This window comes from Bacillus sp. FJAT-45037 (genome assembly GCF_002797325.1).
GTDB lineage: Bacteria > Bacillota > Bacilli > Bacillales > Bacillaceae_D > Alkalihalophilus.
Map to the genome: position 1 here is coordinate 2,527,086 of NZ_KZ454938.1, position 15,336 is coordinate 2,542,421.

At 41.3% G+C, this 15,336-nt stretch carries 17 protein-coding genes and 1 riboswitch; of the genes, 4 read left to right on the plus strand and 13 right to left on the minus strand.

All coding sequences use genetic code 11. The features are described from left to right. Nucleotides 1-7 precede the first annotated feature (7 nt). Complete coding sequence (locus CDZ88_RS12895) at nt 8-274, plus strand: DUF3055 domain-containing protein (RefSeq protein WP_100373934.1); 267 nt, start codon at nt 8-10, stop codon at nt 272-274. A 51-nt stretch (nt 275-325) separates the two neighbouring features. Further along, nucleotides 326-622, plus strand: coding sequence for a cytosolic protein (locus CDZ88_RS12900; protein ID WP_100373935.1), 297 nt, complete (start codon nt 326-328; stop codon nt 620-622). Nucleotides 623-648: 26 nt separating this feature from the next. Here the strand turns inward: CDZ88_RS12900 and CDZ88_RS12905 are convergent, their stop codons facing one another. Beyond that, on the minus strand, nt 649-933 hold the full coding sequence (locus CDZ88_RS12905; RefSeq protein ID WP_442857125.1) for a YutD family protein: 285 nt from the start codon (nt 931-933) through the stop codon (nt 649-651). Nucleotides 934-1,087: 154 nt separating this feature from the next. On the opposite strand from CDZ88_RS12905, the gene CDZ88_RS12910 reads away from it, so the two are divergent. Continuing rightward, entirely contained in the window at nt 1,088-1,726 is a 639-nt protein-coding gene (locus CDZ88_RS12910) for a YhcN/YlaJ family sporulation lipoprotein (protein ID WP_100373937.1), read from the plus strand. 43 nt (nt 1,727-1,769) lie between these two features. On the opposite strand, the gene CDZ88_RS12915 is transcribed toward CDZ88_RS12910, so the two are convergent. Both CDZ88_RS12915 and lipA read right to left on the minus strand, forming a co-directional pair. Beyond that, nucleotides 1,770-3,062, minus strand: coding sequence for a homocysteine synthase (locus CDZ88_RS12915; RefSeq protein WP_100373938.1), 1,293 nt, complete (start codon nt 3,060-3,062; stop codon nt 1,770-1,772). A gap of 131 nt (nt 3,063-3,193) precedes the next feature. Further along, on the minus strand, nt 3,194-4,102 hold the full coding sequence (gene lipA / locus CDZ88_RS12920) for a lipoyl synthase (RefSeq protein WP_100373939.1): 909 nt from the start codon (nt 4,100-4,102) through the stop codon (nt 3,194-3,196). A gap of 196 nt (nt 4,103-4,298) precedes the next feature. Between lipA and CDZ88_RS12925 the strand changes: the two genes are divergently transcribed. After that, on the plus strand, nt 4,299-5,306 hold the full coding sequence (locus CDZ88_RS12925; RefSeq protein WP_100373940.1) for a M23 family metallopeptidase: 1,008 nt from the start codon (nt 4,299-4,301) through the stop codon (nt 5,304-5,306). Nucleotides 5,307-5,341: 35 nt separating this feature from the next. Here CDZ88_RS12925 and CDZ88_RS12930 read toward each other — a convergent pair whose 3' ends face one another. From CDZ88_RS12930 to CDZ88_RS12975, 10 genes are all read right to left on the minus strand, one after another. After that, the gene (locus tag CDZ88_RS12930; RefSeq protein ID WP_100373941.1) at nt 5,342-5,455 is read right to left on the minus strand and encodes a methionine/alanine import family NSS transporter small subunit; all 114 of its coding nucleotides are present in this window, start codon (nt 5,453-5,455) and stop codon (nt 5,342-5,344) included. After that, nucleotides 5,455-6,984: a sodium-dependent transporter gene (locus CDZ88_RS12935; protein WP_100373942.1), complete on the minus strand. Its 1,530-nt coding sequence runs from the start codon at nt 6,982-6,984 to the stop codon at nt 5,455-5,457. The genes CDZ88_RS12930 and CDZ88_RS12935 overlap by 1 nt, the downstream gene beginning before the upstream one ends. 328 nt (nt 6,985-7,312) lie before the next feature. Then, nucleotides 7,313-8,860 (minus strand): Na+/H+ antiporter NhaC family protein, encoded by a 1,548-nt coding sequence (locus CDZ88_RS12940; protein WP_100373943.1) that lies wholly within the window; start codon nt 8,858-8,860, stop codon nt 7,313-7,315. Nucleotides 8,861-8,988: 128 nt separating this feature from the next. Further along, nucleotides 8,989-9,164: riboswitch (Lysine riboswitch) on the minus strand. 70 nt (nt 9,165-9,234) lie between these two features. After that, nucleotides 9,235-10,020 carry a sporulation protein YunB gene (gene yunB, locus CDZ88_RS12945; protein WP_100373944.1) on the minus strand — a complete coding sequence of 262 codons (786 nt, stop codon included), beginning with the start codon at nt 10,018-10,020 and terminating at the stop codon, nt 9,235-9,237. 63 nt (nt 10,021-10,083) lie between these two features. Then, the gene (locus CDZ88_RS12950; protein WP_100373945.1) at nt 10,084-10,578 is read right to left on the minus strand and encodes a dihydrofolate reductase; all 495 of its coding nucleotides are present in this window, start codon (nt 10,576-10,578) and stop codon (nt 10,084-10,086) included. Continuing rightward, nucleotides 10,575-11,369: a thymidylate synthase gene (locus CDZ88_RS12955; RefSeq protein ID WP_100373946.1), complete on the minus strand. Its 795-nt coding sequence runs from the start codon at nt 11,367-11,369 to the stop codon at nt 10,575-10,577. The genes CDZ88_RS12950 and CDZ88_RS12955 overlap by 4 nt, the downstream gene beginning before the upstream one ends. Nucleotides 11,370-11,383: 14 nt before the next feature. Then, nucleotides 11,384-12,487: an HD-GYP domain-containing protein gene (locus tag CDZ88_RS12960; protein WP_100373947.1), complete on the minus strand. Its 1,104-nt coding sequence runs from the start codon at nt 12,485-12,487 to the stop codon at nt 11,384-11,386. Between the two features lie 238 nt (nt 12,488-12,725). Then, nucleotides 12,726-13,034: a YunC family protein gene (locus CDZ88_RS12965; RefSeq protein WP_100373948.1), complete on the minus strand. Its 309-nt coding sequence runs from the start codon at nt 13,032-13,034 to the stop codon at nt 12,726-12,728. A gap of 77 nt (nt 13,035-13,111) precedes the next feature. Beyond that, complete coding sequence (locus CDZ88_RS12970) at nt 13,112-14,482, minus strand: bifunctional metallophosphatase/5'-nucleotidase (RefSeq protein WP_100373949.1); 1,371 nt, start codon at nt 14,480-14,482, stop codon at nt 13,112-13,114. A 13-nt stretch (nt 14,483-14,495) separates the two neighbouring features. Continuing rightward, nucleotides 14,496-15,320: a sulfite exporter TauE/SafE family protein gene (locus CDZ88_RS12975; RefSeq protein ID WP_100373950.1), complete on the minus strand. Its 825-nt coding sequence runs from the start codon at nt 15,318-15,320 to the stop codon at nt 14,496-14,498. Nucleotides 15,321-15,336: the final 16 nt, after the last annotated feature.

Below are 15,336 nucleotides of genomic sequence, written 5' to 3' on the forward strand. Positions count from 1 at the left end.
ATCATACATGTCTGAACGTTTTTATTTATATGATGACATCGAAGAAACGCGCACCCGGTTCGTTAGTTTCATGGGTGAAGCGCAACGCTTTGATTTAGCGATTATCTCATCTTCTCGTTATTACGGAAAAAAACTTGTCTTAAACGTGCTATCAAATCGTTTTGCCATTATTGGCTCTGATGATTTAGAAGAACCAGGTTATTTAGAACATGCGTATCAACTAGATGCCGAAGAAGCCGCTGAATTACGTTCGTTTCTTTATGAAGTTATTTAAACATAAGAACCATCTCCTAAGGTTAAGATAGACCTAGGAGGTGGTTTTTTTATGCCAAATTCACGTGATAAAGAAGAAGATCAGTATTCCGATTTCTCCAACGTGGAAACGATGCGTAATTTCATTTTGCCAGAGATCACACCAGAAGGACCTTATGGTTCACCGATCAACAAGGATACCCCTGTCGTAAACAAAAGTACTCCTTGGAAGCCTGGTCAACGTTATTACAGCGCTTTCAATTATGAATTCAAGTCTCTTCACCAAAACCTTCCACGCAAATATCCCGGACATCACCCCACCCATGATGATCCTAATAAAAACGAGGAACCTCCCTATACAACAACTTAGCGTAGGCCCTGTAAGGGCTCTACGCTTTATTCTACGGTTTGTTTTACTGGAGACTTTTCTTTAACCCTCTTTAAAACAAAGTAAGCACAACCAAAATTACAGTATTCATACAAATAATCTGGAAGCGTACTAATTTTTGTATCGAATGTCGACTTTTTATGGCGATCTTCAAAGAAGCCGCGTAAACGTAGTTGACTGTAACCCCAATCCCCTACAATATAATCGTATTTATTTAAGACATCACTATATCGAGCTGTAAACTCTTCTTCGTTCCAACCTTCTTTTACATCATCAATGACTTCATATTGCATTCCTTGAATGCGAACCACTGGGCTCACCTCACTTTTTATAGATTTATTATACCATATCATGACTTGTTAACTGTATCCTGTGTACACATCATTTTCTAGAAATAAAAATCGTTAATTTGGGTCATTCTTTAACTAGAGGGGGGATTTTAGAATCATGATAAAAAAAACACTGGTGATTTCTAGCGTCGCAGCAATGATGCTTATGACAGGTTGTCAAACGTATGATGCGGGTCAACAATCGAACATGCGGACATCGAACTCCACAAACGGACCGATGCAGCAGAACTACGGGTATTACCCAATGGGAACAGGGACGTCTGATGATTCTAGCTACAATAATTATGGCTACACAAGGTATCAACAAGAACAAGTGGAGTCAAACGGAAGACAACAAATTGCTCCTATGTATGATCGCAACGAATTGGCTGATACCGTATCAAGAATGGTTCTTTCTAACGAAACCGTCAGTGAAGCCGCAACGTTAGTGACAGACAAATATGTACTTGTTGCTTATGACTCTAAAACAGATGATCGTGACTATGTAGCCGACCAAGTGAAGCGTAGTGCCTTATCCGTTGTACCACGTTATTACGAAGTTTATATTACCGATGACCATGATCATTTTGAAGAGATAGAACGTTTCCAAAACGGATCAACAACAGCCGGCAATAACGAAGGGACGTTGAAAGCGACCATTCAAGAAATGCGTCAGACCCCGCAAGGTTCTTATGATGAGGATGAAGATAATAACATGAACATCATGAAACACAAGCAACAAGAATTAAAAAGGTAATCAAAAAGAAAGGAGCATCGTCTGTCGACGCTGCTCCTTCCTTTTAGTCTTGGCTCCGTTCAATCGCTTGCCCAAGATCAGCTAAAATGTCTTCGATCGCTTCTGTTCCGATCGATAGGCGAATCATTCCTGGTGTGACACCGGCTTTCACTTGCTCTTCTTCAGTTAATTGCAGATGTGTCGTACTTGCTGGATGAATGATTAATGATTTTGAATCACCAACATTGGCGAGATGTGAGAATAATTCAACAGAATGAATTAATTTCTTCCCTTCCTCTATGCCACCTTTTAGCCCAAATGTTAAAATCGCCCCTTGTCCTTTAGGTAGATACTTTTGCGCTAATGGATACGAGTCATGAGATTCAAGACCTGCATACGATACCCAGTCAACCGCCTCGTGAGCTTCTAAAAACTTTGCCACTTGAAGCGCGTTCTCACTATGTTGTTTCATCCGTAAATGAAGCGTTTCAAGTCCCTGAAGTAACAGAAATGAATTAAATGGAGAAATCGATGCCCCGAGATCACGTAAGAGTTGGACACGCGCCTTAATAATATAGGCAATCGGACCAACCGCCTCTGTATAAACCACACCATTGTAACTAGGATCAGGTGTCGTTAAACCTGGATATTTATCTGATTTCGTCCAATCGAACGTTCCACTATCGACGATGATGCCGCCAATTGATGTGCCATGTCCTCCGATAAACTTAGTCGCAGAATGAACGACAATATCCGCCCCATGCTTAATCGGTTGTAAGAGATAGGGACTTGGAAATGTATTATCAATAATTAAAGGCACCCCATGTCTATGAGCGATCTCGGCAATCGCTTCGATGTCTAACACATCTCCTTTAGGATTTCCGATTGACTCAGCATAGACAGCTTTCGTTTTTTCCGTAATCGCTGCTTCGAAGTTTTTAGGGTCAGTCGGATCGACAAAGTGAACCTTTATGCCAAGCTTTGGAAGAGTCGTTGAAAATAAATTATACGTCCCTCCATACAAACTTGCTGCCGATACAATCTCATCACCGGCTTCAGCAATGTTTAAAATGGAATAGGTAATGGCCGCTTGTCCAGAAGCTGTTGCAAGACCTGCTGCACCACCTTCAAGAGCTGCGACTCGCTTTTCAAATACATCCGTCGTTGGGTTCATTAGCCGCGTATAAATATTTCCGAACTCATTTAATGAGAATAAATTAGCCGCATGATCGGTATCTTTAAAACCATAAGATGTCGTTTGATACAAAGGAACCGCTCTTGACATCGTCGTTGGATCGATCTCTTGCCCAGCGTGAATTGCTAATGTTTCAGGACGATAATGGTTCTGTTCATTCATTTAAATTCCCCCAGCCTTCTTAGTACATGTATTATCCTCATAATATTCGGACTTTTTAGACTTGTCAACATTTAGATGACACTTACCAACACGAGAAATAAGACAAAAAAAAGAGCGCCGAAGCACTCTTTTTATAATTTTGCTACTTTATTTGCTTCTTCTCTTACTTGTGCTTGATTTACTTGCTCATCAGCATGATAAGAAGATCGTACTAGTGGACCAGATTCACAGTGACTAAAGCCTTTTTCAAGAGCAATTTGCTTGAATTCAGCAAATTCTTCAGGTGTGTAATATTTCAACACTTTTAAATGCTTTTTCGTCGGTTGTAAATATTGACCAATCGTCATAATATCTACATTGTTTGCGCGTAAATCGTCCATTGTTTCAATGATTTCTTCACTTGTTTCTCCTAACCCAATCATTAAGCTTGATTTTGTAGGGATGTCAGGATTCATTTCTTTTGCACGACGTAAGAATTCAAGTGTGCGATCATACGTAGCACGCGCACGAACTCTCGGTGAAAGACGACGAACGGTTTCAATATTATGGTTCATAATATTTGGTTTAGCATCCATTAAAGCTTTTAGGCTATCAAAATTGCCTAACATATCAGATGGAAGAACTTCAATTGTACAGAACGGATTACGACGACGAACCGCACGTACCGTTTCAGCAAACACTTCTGCTCCTCCGTCTTTTAGATCATCTCGGGCAACCGCTGTAATAACAGCGTGCTTTAGACCCATCATTTCAACAGACTCTGCAACGCGTTCTGGTTCTTCTAAGTCAAGTTCATTAGGCAGACCTGTTTTGACTGCACAGAAACGACACGCTCTAGTACATACATCTCCTAAGATCATAAAGGTTGCTGTTTTACGAACAGCCCAACACTCATGAATGTTCGGACAGCGCGCTTCCTCACATACTGTATGTAAATTATTTTCACGCATCATTTTCTTTAATCCATTGTACGTTTCATTTGTATTTAATTTAATTTTTAGCCAATCCGGCTTGCGTAAATGTTCTTCTTTTTTAGCCATACTATTCACTCCATCCACTTTCCCTTATTCTGCATACGAAAATTGACAAACCTCGATGCAATTATCCTCCTATACTTTATCATGTTTATCATAAAATGACCAAACCTCCGCTCAAAATTTCCATTGATTCACTCCGATTTTTTTTGCTTATCTCTGCAAACTAACAGAGAAGAGAATTCCTAGAGGAGGGAATATTGTGAAGCACGCACTACAACTTTTGATAATTTTTACTATTCTTATCACCTCCACACCACAACTTGCTCATGCCAGTAAAGAGGAGCTTACCGACGAAGAAATTTTCAAGGGGCGTTTGGAGCTATATCAAAAAATGGAGGCCCTCACTCAAGTTCCATGGCCGTACTTAGCGGCCGTCGATACATATGAGCGCGGTTTGCGACGCGCTCAGCGTGATCGAGAGAATGAGGAAGGGCTGATCTCAATTTATTATGAGCCCGAGGTGTGGGCAGGCCCGCTTAACCCGGATAAAGAAGACACCGACCCTTTATCAATTAGTTTGTTTAACGGCGTTGGGCTTGATGGAGACGGGGACGGCATCGCGAGTCTAACAAATGATGAAGATGTGCTATATACTTTCGCTCATTATTTAGAACAGTACGGCTTTGATGAAAGTGATTTCCGCATTGCCCTGTGGGACCATTATCAACGTGAGCAATCTGTCGCGATTATTCATGGTCACGCCAGCGTGTATGAGCATTTTGGTCATTTGGATTTAAATGATCATGCCTTCCCGTTTCCCCTTCGCTATAATTACAGCTATAAAAACACGTGGGGAGATCGTCGTGGGTGGGGCGGACGTCGCATCCATGAAGGAACAGACCTTTTTGCAGGCTACAATGTTCCCGTCCTCGCTACAGCCTATGGAAAAGTAGAAGTCAAAGGATGGAACATATATGGCGGATGGCGTATCGGTATACGTGATCTCGATAATATTTACCATTATTATGCGCATTTAAGCGGATTCGAAAAAGGGATTGAAGAAGGAAGTATTGTTTCGCCAGGGGATGTGATTGGTTACTGCGGAAGCTCTGGATACGGTAAACCTGGGACGCAAGGAAAGTTCCCACCCCATCTCCACTACGGCATGTATCGTGATAATGGGTATACTGAATGGTCCTTTGACCCCTACCCATCCTTAAAGTCATGGGAAAGAAAAGCTTACCAAGAGCGTAAAAAACAAAAATAAGGAGCCAGCATTTGATTGCTGACTCCTTTCTTTATTTAAGAAGCTTTTTTCTGTTTAGCCACTCTGACTGCGTTTGTAATACTTAATGCCATCCCACCCCAGATAATCAAGATTCCAATGACCATCATTACTACTGCACTTGCACTCATTATAGCTCAACTCCTTTATCTTTAGATTCTCCTGGTACATCGAGATCATTATTTTGCCATTTAAATGCGGCAAGAACAAATCCAATAACGATCGCACCAATTGCTACTCCCCAACCCCAACTTACAACAAGCGATGTTGGATATTCTTCATAGTTCGTTGTAATGTTTGTGATCGTGTTCTGAATCGCCATATACCCTAAAACAATTGGTGTAATAATACTTAAACAAACTTTCCACCATAGACCTGTTTTAAAGTCTGACACTGCATTGGCATGACCTTGCAACTCAGGAAGCTTACGAATAAACCATGAAACGGCAATAACTGAGACAAGACCCGCTAAGGCAACACCAAATTGGTTAATGAAATAATCAGCTGTGTCTAAGAAGAATAGACCACCTTGAGTCGCAAACAGTAAAGAAAGAACAGCTGAGAATCCACCACCAAATGCAACGGCTTTCGCACGTGATAACTTAAATTTATCTTGAATCCCTGATACAAAGGTTTCAACAATTGAGATGAGAGACGAAAGGCCCGCAAGAACAAGGGACCCGAAGAACAACACTCCGAAGAATCCATTGAATCCAGGGAACGTGTTAATGATCTCTGGGAAAACGACGAACGCTAACCCAATTCCCGCACTTGCTACTTCCTCTACGCCCACGCCAGATGCTGTCGCCATAAATCCAAGGGCTGCAAACACCCCAATACCAGCTAGTAGCTCAAAACTCGAGTTACTGAAACCAGTAATAAATGCGTTATTGTTAATATCCGCTTTTTTCGGAAGATAACTTGAATAAGTGATCATGATCGCAAAGGCTATCGATAAACTGAAGAAGATCTGTCCATAGGCAGCCACCCACACACCTGGTGACATGATTTCACTCCAGTTCGGTTTAAAGAATGCATCTAAACCAACTACTGCCCCTTCTAATGTTAATGCACGAATAACAATTAATAAGAACATCACAACGAGTAAAGGAATAAAAATTCGGTTAGCTACTTCAATCCCTCGCTTAACCCCTTTAAAGAGAACACCTAATGTCACTGCCCATACAACTAATAACGGTATAAAGACTCCAGGTACAAGAGAACCTACATCACCAATTGCACCACCAGATAGGTCAATTCGTTGCAAATACTCTCCCATCAAGAACCCACCTGTGTCTTCTCCCCAACTTTGATTAAATGCAAAATACGTGTACGCAATCGCCCAAGCAATAATGACCGCGTAGTATGTCGAGATGACAAAGGCAATCGCCACTTGCCACCACCCAATCCATTCTGCTTTCTTGTTTAATCTTGCGTACGATAATGGAGCTGATCCGCGATATTTATGACCTAATGTAAATTCTAAAATAAGTAACGGTATACCCGCAGTTAATAGTGCAAAAAGATAAGGTAAAAAGAACGCGCCCCCTCCATTTTCATAAGCTACATACGGGAAACGCCATATGTTTCCTAAACCGACAGCCGATCCAATTGCCGCTAAAATAAATCCTGCTCTTGTCCCCCATTGTTCTCTAGCCATTGTCGATAACTCCTCTCTCTACTTAGGATGTTTTTCTCTTCATAATATTCAGATAATTGAACAAATAGAATCTACACTACAATACTTTGTTAAAAACATTTCATTTTGAAAAATAAGTATTTTAGTGCGTCAACGCATCAATTCAGTTACCTAAACTGATTTTTTATTATTAAAATTATCTGACTATTCATTTTTTTATTATAATGTTCCGATTGTTTTTTGTCAAAGTATATTTGAGGAAAAGGTCATACCACTTTATCTTCTGCATCAACTCTATAGGTAAAAAGCATGAAGAAAAGGCTCCTATCCATGATAGAAGCCTACTTCATTATGCATCAACAGGAGTCGATAGCTTTTTCAAAATAAGAACGGTCACAGCGAGTAGAGCAAATGCTGCAATTAAACTTAAAATGACACTGCCTGTCGCACCTAATACGACATAAGAAATTAATGTAATCACCGCTGCTACGATTGCATACGGAAGCTGTGTGACCACGTGATCGATATGATGGCTTCCGGCTCCAGTGGAGGAGAGAATCGTTGTATCAGAAATCGGTGAACAATGATCCCCGAAAATCGCTCCCGCAAGAACCGCTGCAAGCATTGGTAACATCATTGTGACATCAATGACCGCTGCAATTTCACCAGCAATCGGAAGAATAAGTCCAAATGTTCCCCAAGATGTTCCCGTCGAGAATGCTGCAAATCCGGCAATTAAGAATAAGATCGCTGGTAAGAACATCGGATGAATGTTTCCATCTACTAATGAAGCTAAATATTGTCCCGTTCCAAGATCACTAATGATCGAGATAATTGTCCAAGCGAATAATAAAATATAAATCGCTGGAAGCATCGACTTAATCCCAGCCCAGATCGTTACACCAAGATCTTTTGCTGCTGTTTTCTTAACGATGTTTAAAAGAAGTGCGACAGCAAAACCAATGATTCCACCGTACAATAATGCTGTGGCGACATCTGTGTTTTCAAACGTAGAAAGAATCGTTGCATTTCCTTCACTTGCTTGAATACCTGTAATAATCATAAATGCGATCGTCCCGACAACAAGAGCGACGATTGGCCATACCAGATCACCAACACGTCCTTTATCACTCACTTTTAGGTCCTCTTGGTCTCCAGGAATCGCACCTGATTCTGGGTTAACAAGTTCGCCAGTTCTGACGGCACGCTCTTCATGTACGCGCATCGGACCAAAATCAAGCTTAAAGATCACTACCGCTAACACCAGACCAATAGCTACAAGAGCATAAATATTCATTGGCACCATTAACATGAATGCTTGCAAGCCTTCATATTGCGTTACTCCATGTGTGGCAAGGATACCGGCAATAATCGTGATGATGTAAGCACCCCAGCTTGATACAGGTGCAATCACACACATCGGAGCGGCTGTTGAGTCGACTAAATAGGCAAGCTTCGCACGAGAAACACGATGACGATCCGTTAACGGGCGACTAACATTTCCCACGGTTAAACTGTTAAAATAATCATCAATAAAGATTAAAATACCTAAAATAACAGTGACCATCTGCGCACCAACACGCGTTTTCACACGCTTCATGGCCCATTCTCCAAACGCACGACTACCACCAGAACGTGTCACTAGTGCAGCCATCATTCCAAGTAAAAGTAGGAAAAAGATAATATAAAGTTCCCAATCATTGATCGCACCATCTACGACAAAAATACCTGATACGATTGTTACAATTTCAGCTACACTGTCTACTGGATTGTATCCATTTAGCATCAGTGCACCGACAATAATTCCGACCCCTAATGATAGCAGAACTCGTCTCGTTAACATAACCATGACAAGTGCTAACACTGGAGGAAGTAAAGATAATATTGAACCTTCCATTCGGTTCATCCCCCTTTTATTTAGTTTGTTGATATAGGGTTGTCTCTTATACCACTCAGACATGAGGGTATAAAAAAAGACAGTAATGGTCACCCATTATTGCCTTTAATAAGCACTGGTATCCCCATCACAACAGTAGTCCTCCACAGCAAGATAGCTGTGACAGTGTTACACTTCTTCAGTGCAACCCCAGCAGAAAACGTTTGACTTCAATCTCCCACTTCGGCAAATGAACCTTTTCACACTTTTCTCCGTTGTCATCCTCCAAGTGTGTACTCCTTGCATTTGCGCCTCTACCCCACCATGTTGATGAGGCAACTCATAATATTAAGTTTGCCGAATTATCTTATCATAGTTTTTCATAGTTGACAATGTTAATTTCCTCCACCTGATGTTGGGGTGTCTGATGGGATAATAACTCCCCCTCCATCAGAGAATACATCAGGCACTTTTCCTTGTACATACACATTCCCAACAGGAAACGTTGTTTTCACAGCTTCTGTTTTGGTCGCAAATGGAATGACAATCTTCACATCGACCTCCATGTCTACATTAAGGAACAGCCATGAACTATTGATTCCTGCTCGCTCAATATCATAACTAAGTGTCGATTGTACATCTCCGATTGCGGAGAACCGAACGGGCACTTGGGGACCTAAATGAGCAAGTAATGCATTGTTTGTCGCTTGACCGAGTGGGATCGTGTAAATGATACTGCCTTGGCCATCTTGAGTGAACTCATTTTGGTCTGTGTGGTCGAGGTCAATATGATCAGCGATCGTCATATCATACGCCCTCCCTTGTTCAACCGCTCGTAAATAGCGTTGCGCACGACCAGTCGTTTCCGATAGAACACGATTATATACTTGAGTGTTAAATTGGATCGTTGTAACTTGCCCCTCGCTATCTCGTTCCATTAATAAAATATCATTCACATCTAGCGAATCAGCAATTTTTTTGGAGACCGCATCATTGATCGCTTCACGTGCGATCTTTTTCGCTTCTGATGTAGCAATGTGGACAAGTGTTGGCCTAACTCCCTTCTCAATGATCCACAATCCTTGCACAGTAAGGACAACAAAGATTAAAAAGGATAAGAGCAGCACATACCGAAAGGGTAACGGACCTTTCCGGGGTCTCGATGGCTTCCCGAATCTCATGATGAAAACCCCCTTTGCTTAATCTATATGCAAAGGGGGTGGACAGTTTGCCTGCTATTTTCATTAGATAATGTGACTTTTTCTCTCATACGTACAGAAAGAATGTGGATAACGATTTTTCGCATCAATCGTTCCTGATTCTTTGTGGATAAGTTTCCATTTCGATTGATCAATTTCAGGGAAGAAGGTGTCTCCTCCAAATGTTTCCTCAATATGCGTCACGTAAAGGCGATCGACTTGATTCCAAAAGTGCGTAAACAGCTCTGCCCCACCGATAATAAAAAATTCCTCTTCTTTTTCGGCAAGTGTTAACACCTCATCCGCTTGATGAAGAATGTCACAGCCTTCTGCTTCATATTGTTCATCTCTAGTTAAAATGACATTCCTACGTTTCGGTAACGGACGTCCAATCGATTCATATGTTTTACGTCCCATCACAATCGTATGCCCCATTGTAATTCGTTTAAAGTGAGCCAGATCAGCAGGTAAGTGCCACGGCAAATCATTGTCTTTTCCAATCGCGCGCTCTTGATCCATTGCTACTATGTAGGAAATCATACCGAGACCTCACCTTTAATATGTGGATGCGGATCATACTCTGTTAGTTCAAAGTCTTCAATCGTAAAGTCAAAGATCGAATCGACACTTGGATTGATGTTCATCTTCGGCAAAGCTCTTGGCTCTCTTGTAAGTTGAAGCTTCACTTGCTCCACATGATTCGAGTAAATATGTGCATCTCCAAACGTATGAACAAACTCTCCAGGCTCAAGATCTGTTACTTGCGCAATCATCATCGTTAGAAGTGCATATGAGGAAATATTGAAAGGCACCCCTAGGAAAATGTCTGCACTCCGTTGGTACAATTGACACGATAGCTTTCCATCGTTGACGTAAAATTGAAACAAACAATGACACGGCGCTAGCGCCATCTCATCGATTTCAGCTGGATTCCACGCACTTACGATCATTCTTCTTGAATCAGGATTGTTCTTTATCTGATCAATCACATCACTAATCTGATCGATGACCTTTCCATTTGCACCTTCCCACGAACGCCACTGTTTACCGTATATAGGACCAAGATCACCTGACTCATCAGCCCATTCATTCCAAATTCGAACGCCGTTTTCTTGTAAATACGCTATATTGGTCTCACCTTTTAAAAACCAAAGGACTTCATGGATAATTGAACGTAGATGTAGCTTTTTTGTGGTGATGGCTGGGAAACCTTTTTGCAAATCAAAGCGCATTTGATAGCCAAATGTGCTAATCGTTCCTGTCCCTGTTCGATCAGATTTTGTTTCTCCATTTGTGAGCACATGTTGACATAACTCTAAATATTGTTTCATTCCAATCACTCCTCTTACTTTATGCAACTAGCTAATGTCGCTTCAGTTTCCACGATCGTTGTATTAATATTCTCCATTAGATCAATGTCATACGGACTATCCACCTTCCGTCCATTCTCCTTAAAAATACGGATGACAGGATGCGTGCTCATATTTCTATTTTGTTTCACAACAATCCCTAAACGGCCATCATTCAGTTTTACAGTGAGACCGACGGGGTAAATTGAGATCGTCTCTCTAAATGCTTCAATTAATTTTTTATCAAATAAGCGATCGGCACCAGCATAAAGCAACTCTAATCCTTCATGCGGAAGCATCGGCTTGCGGTAGACACGATGAGATGTCACAGCATCAAACACATCGGCAATGCCGATAATTTTGGCATACGGATGAATGAGATCTGCGCTTAATCCGCGCGGGTAGCCATTTCCATCAAGACGTTCATGATGTTGAAAGGCACAATGAGCAGCTAGAAGTGGGATGTTAGGGATGTCTCGCAACAAATCAAACCCTGCCCTAGCATGTGTTTTCACCAAATCAAACTCTTCTTTCTCTAGTCGACCAGGCTTGTTTAATACTTCAACAGGAATCGCCACTTTCCCCACATCATGGAGTAAGGCGCCAAGACCAATTTCTTGAAGTTGTTTTCTAGAAAAGCCAAGCTTCACTGCCAAGCCGAGGGAATATATTGTTACATTTAACGAGTGCGTAAAAATATAATTATCATAAATATATGTATCAGACAGCATTCCGAGCGCGTCCGTATTCCCTTGAATATCTTCTAAAATTGAATCGACAATCGATGAAAAACTTTTACTAACATGGTCCAGGTTCATTGTTTTATTTAAGGTCGCTTGTTCACTAATCGTTTTAAATTCATGTTTAATTGATTGTAGAGCGCGTTGCTTTGTCTCTTCTCTAATGACTGAGTCCACCAAAATATCCTCAGTCAACTGATCTTCAATATAGATAAAAAAGACACCGACATCAATTAATCTATCAAGTAAACGATCGGTTAAGACAGCTCCTTTGTAAAGAAGTATCTGACCATTGTCGCTATATATATCTCTACCTAGCCTCACTCCAGGCTCTACACTTTTCACCGTCACTAATCGCATCCACTTCACCTAATCTCAATTATGAACTTTATTTTATTAAAAGTGTAACGTACTCCCAGCCTTAATAGAAGGGAAGAATGGAATATTTTGTGCCGATTTTTAGGAATGAGTGAAAAAGTATGACGCATCAAAACCATATAAAATACAGTGTTTCTAATTTAAGCTTGTCCCCAGATGGCAAAAGAAATAGCCTTGAAGAGGCCATCTATTCCTAAACTGCTTCTTCAAAGGCCCTAATCTATTCGTATTTCATTTTAAGTAAAGCATCCTTGCCCTTCATCCCTGTTATAATGCCGAGTGCATTCGCTTCAAGCGTGACAGACTCCAGTGGGGCTTCTAGCAATTGTTCGATCGTACGCACCCCGACTGCGCGTCCTGCGACAATCTTACGGTCTTTTAATTTTGCATTTAATAAGGCGACGTCAAGCGCTCCACACATAATATAACCAACATCATTGGTCACCGCCATAAAATTTGTTTTCGGTAATTTTAACGTGACAGCGATAAACGTCTCACCCTCTATCGTGATCGGGTTCATCTCAAGCATCTCTATCCACTCCTTTTCATCCAGTCATCGTTCTACATTATTACGATATGACTTGAAAAGAGAATGGGTGAACAGACTTATGCCCAAATTTGTCCTAGCTTCCATGCCAAGATATCACGAAGGAGTTCTGGCATGAAATACTTCTTATATTCTGAATCAGCAACCTCAGGGTAAAGATGTCCGAATGTGTACATATCTAGCGTCGCCAACGTGTATTCCTTCTGAAATTCAATGCTTCTTCCTTTAACCAAAATATCTAACACTTGTTCATTTTTATCAAGCTCGACATCAATTCCAGTAAACATCATCCGACCTAAAATCTTTCCACGGAACCCAAAGCCTTTCAGTGCGAGCGTACGCATCTCTGATGTATAAGCCCGAAGGATCGTTTTATGCAATTGCTCTCCTGTGATCTTTACGACACATGGGTTAATCGGATGTGGACAAGACTGGTGGATGTCTCGTTTCGTAATCGGTCCTTTTTGAAATGACTGTAAGAGCACACCCGCGTTCATCATCCCGAGCTCTTCGTCACACCACTCAGTCAACGCATCACATAATAGTTGCGTGGCGTCCGACTGTTCTTGCCATGATACCTCGAGTGGAAAAGGAATCGTCGCAACCTCATTCGCTAAAGCTAGGTTCGATTTTTCTGTTAAATTCTCCAACAGGTCCTTCGTTCCCTGATCTTCTTTCAACATCAGACTAGGGTCGAGTAATAGCGCCTCATTAGCAACCACTGTTCGTGAATCGATATCAACATCGATCGTTACTTGTCCAAGATAGGCACCGTGCTTACCAGCTTGTGCAATCAGTGTTCCGTAACGACGCTTTCCTTTTTCCAGCACATGATGGGTATGCGCGCCAAGAATCACGTCAATCCCTTCGACTTTTTCCGCTAGTTCTTCATCACGAAATAACCCTAAGTGCGACATCACAACAATAACATCGACTTCACTACGCAGCTCACTGACATAGCTTTTGATCGCATCAATTGGAGAAATAACCTCCCAATCTAATTGCTTGTAAAACTGTTTAAAAGGCGCTGTAGCCCCAATAAGAGCGATCTTGATCCCATTGGCTGTTGTATGGATTGTGTAAGGCTTTAGCCACTTGGGACGCTCTCCTTCAGTTGTATACAAATTGGAAATGAGCACCGAAAAATTCGCCTCATCATATAATGTATGTAGATCTTCATGAGAAAACGTAATGCCTTCATTATTCCCTATCGTTGCATAATCAACAGTTGCTTCGTTTAACAATTGGATATTCCCTTTACCTGATGTCGCTTCTGTCATCACATGACTTCGATCAGCGTGATCACCAATATCAACATAAATCGTATTTTTATCGCGGTGATCCTTGATGTAGGCAACGATCTTAGACCAAGTTTCAAACCCGCTATGAATATCATTTGTATGAAATAATGTCACTCTCTCTATCGACATCCTTAACTCCTCTCTAATTCCCATTAACGCCTTGATAAATTAATCGTAACGCAGCTAGCACTAAAAACAGACGAAGAATGATAAGTAAGGCCGTGCTTGATAAACGTTTGTTAATCGCAGCTCCTACGATTCCACCAATATAAGCCCCTGGAATAAGGGCTAGTGCATAGAGCCAGTTCACATTCCCGAGTAAAATATGAGAAATTGAACTTAACATCGCCGAAAGTAAGATCATAAACATTGATGTCGCAATCGCTAGATGTGCAGGGAAATGAAAAAGGATAATCATCGCAGGGACCATTAAAGATCCTCCGCCGATTCCAAATAACCCCGACAATATCCCCACCATCGCTGCGATCATTATCGCTACAACCGGACGATAACCATACACATTTTTCTGACCTTTGTCATCATTATAGACATACGTCATCGCTCGATTAGATAGCGGCCTCGGTTTCAAATAAGGTCTGATTGTTAAAATTGCTGCTACAACAAGCATAAATAAGCCAAAATAAATCATAAACGGTTCGACTTCTAAAAAGCGGTTCAGCCAAACACCAACTAACGCTCCAGGTCCGCTCCCCATAAAAAAGAGGAATCCACTTCTGTAATCCACTTTTCCTTGTTTAACGTAAGCGAACGTCGAGGATAATCCTGTGAAGATCATAATTAATAAAGACGTACCAACCGCCACTTGCGGAGTGATTCCTGCTAATATACCGACAGAACTACTTAGAAGTAGAAGTGCTGGTACGACAATAATCCCACCACCCAATCCGAGTAGACTGCCTATCGTCCCTGCAAGTAAGCCAACTAAAACGAGGATTCCCCACTCCATGAAGCAGACACTTCCT

Excerpts from the sequence above, each read along its gene's own strand:
- CDZ88_RS12895 (WP_100373934.1), top strand. The coding sequence starts at position 8 with ATGTCTGAACGTTTTTATTTATATGATGACATCGAAGAAACGCGCACC.
- CDZ88_RS12900 (WP_100373935.1), top strand. The coding sequence starts at position 326 with ATGCCAAATTCACGTGATAAAGAAGAAGATCAGTATTCCGATTTCTCC.
- CDZ88_RS12905 (WP_442857125.1), bottom strand. The coding sequence starts at position 933 with ATGCAATATGAAGTCATTGATGATGTAAAAGAAGGTTGGAACGAAGAA.
- CDZ88_RS12910 (WP_100373937.1), top strand. The coding sequence starts at position 1,088 with ATGATAAAAAAAACACTGGTGATTTCTAGCGTCGCAGCAATGATGCTT.
- CDZ88_RS12915 (WP_100373938.1), bottom strand. The coding sequence starts at position 3,062 with ATGAATGAACAGAACCATTATCGTCCTGAAACATTAGCAATTCACGCT.
- lipA (WP_100373939.1), bottom strand. The coding sequence starts at position 4,102 with ATGGCTAAAAAAGAAGAACATTTACGCAAGCCGGATTGGCTAAAAATT.
- CDZ88_RS12930 (WP_100373941.1), bottom strand. The coding sequence starts at position 5,455 with ATGAGTGCAAGTGCAGTAGTAATGATGGTCATTGGAATCTTGATTATC.
- CDZ88_RS12935 (WP_100373942.1), bottom strand. The coding sequence starts at position 6,984 with ATGGCTAGAGAACAATGGGGGACAAGAGCAGGATTTATTTTAGCGGCA.
- CDZ88_RS12940 (WP_100373943.1), bottom strand. The coding sequence starts at position 8,860 with ATGGAAGGTTCAATATTATCTTTACTTCCTCCAGTGTTAGCACTTGTC.
- yunB (WP_100373944.1), bottom strand. The coding sequence starts at position 10,020 with ATGAGATTCGGGAAGCCATCGAGACCCCGGAAAGGTCCGTTACCCTTT.
- CDZ88_RS12950 (WP_100373945.1), bottom strand. The coding sequence starts at position 10,578 with ATGATTTCCTACATAGTAGCAATGGATCAAGAGCGCGCGATTGGAAAA.
- CDZ88_RS12955 (WP_100373946.1), bottom strand. The coding sequence starts at position 11,369 with ATGAAACAATATTTAGAGTTATGTCAACATGTGCTCACAAATGGAGAA.
- CDZ88_RS12960 (WP_100373947.1), bottom strand. The coding sequence starts at position 12,487 with ATGCGATTAGTGACGGTGAAAAGTGTAGAGCCTGGAGTGAGGCTAGGT.
- CDZ88_RS12965 (WP_100373948.1), bottom strand. The coding sequence starts at position 13,034 with ATGCTTGAGATGAACCCGATCACGATAGAGGGTGAGACGTTTATCGCT.
- CDZ88_RS12970 (WP_100373949.1), bottom strand. The coding sequence starts at position 14,482 with ATGTCGATAGAGAGAGTGACATTATTTCATACAAATGATATTCATAGC.
- CDZ88_RS12975 (WP_100373950.1), bottom strand. The coding sequence starts at position 15,320 with ATGGAGTGGGGAATCCTCGTTTTAGTTGGCTTACTTGCAGGGACGATA.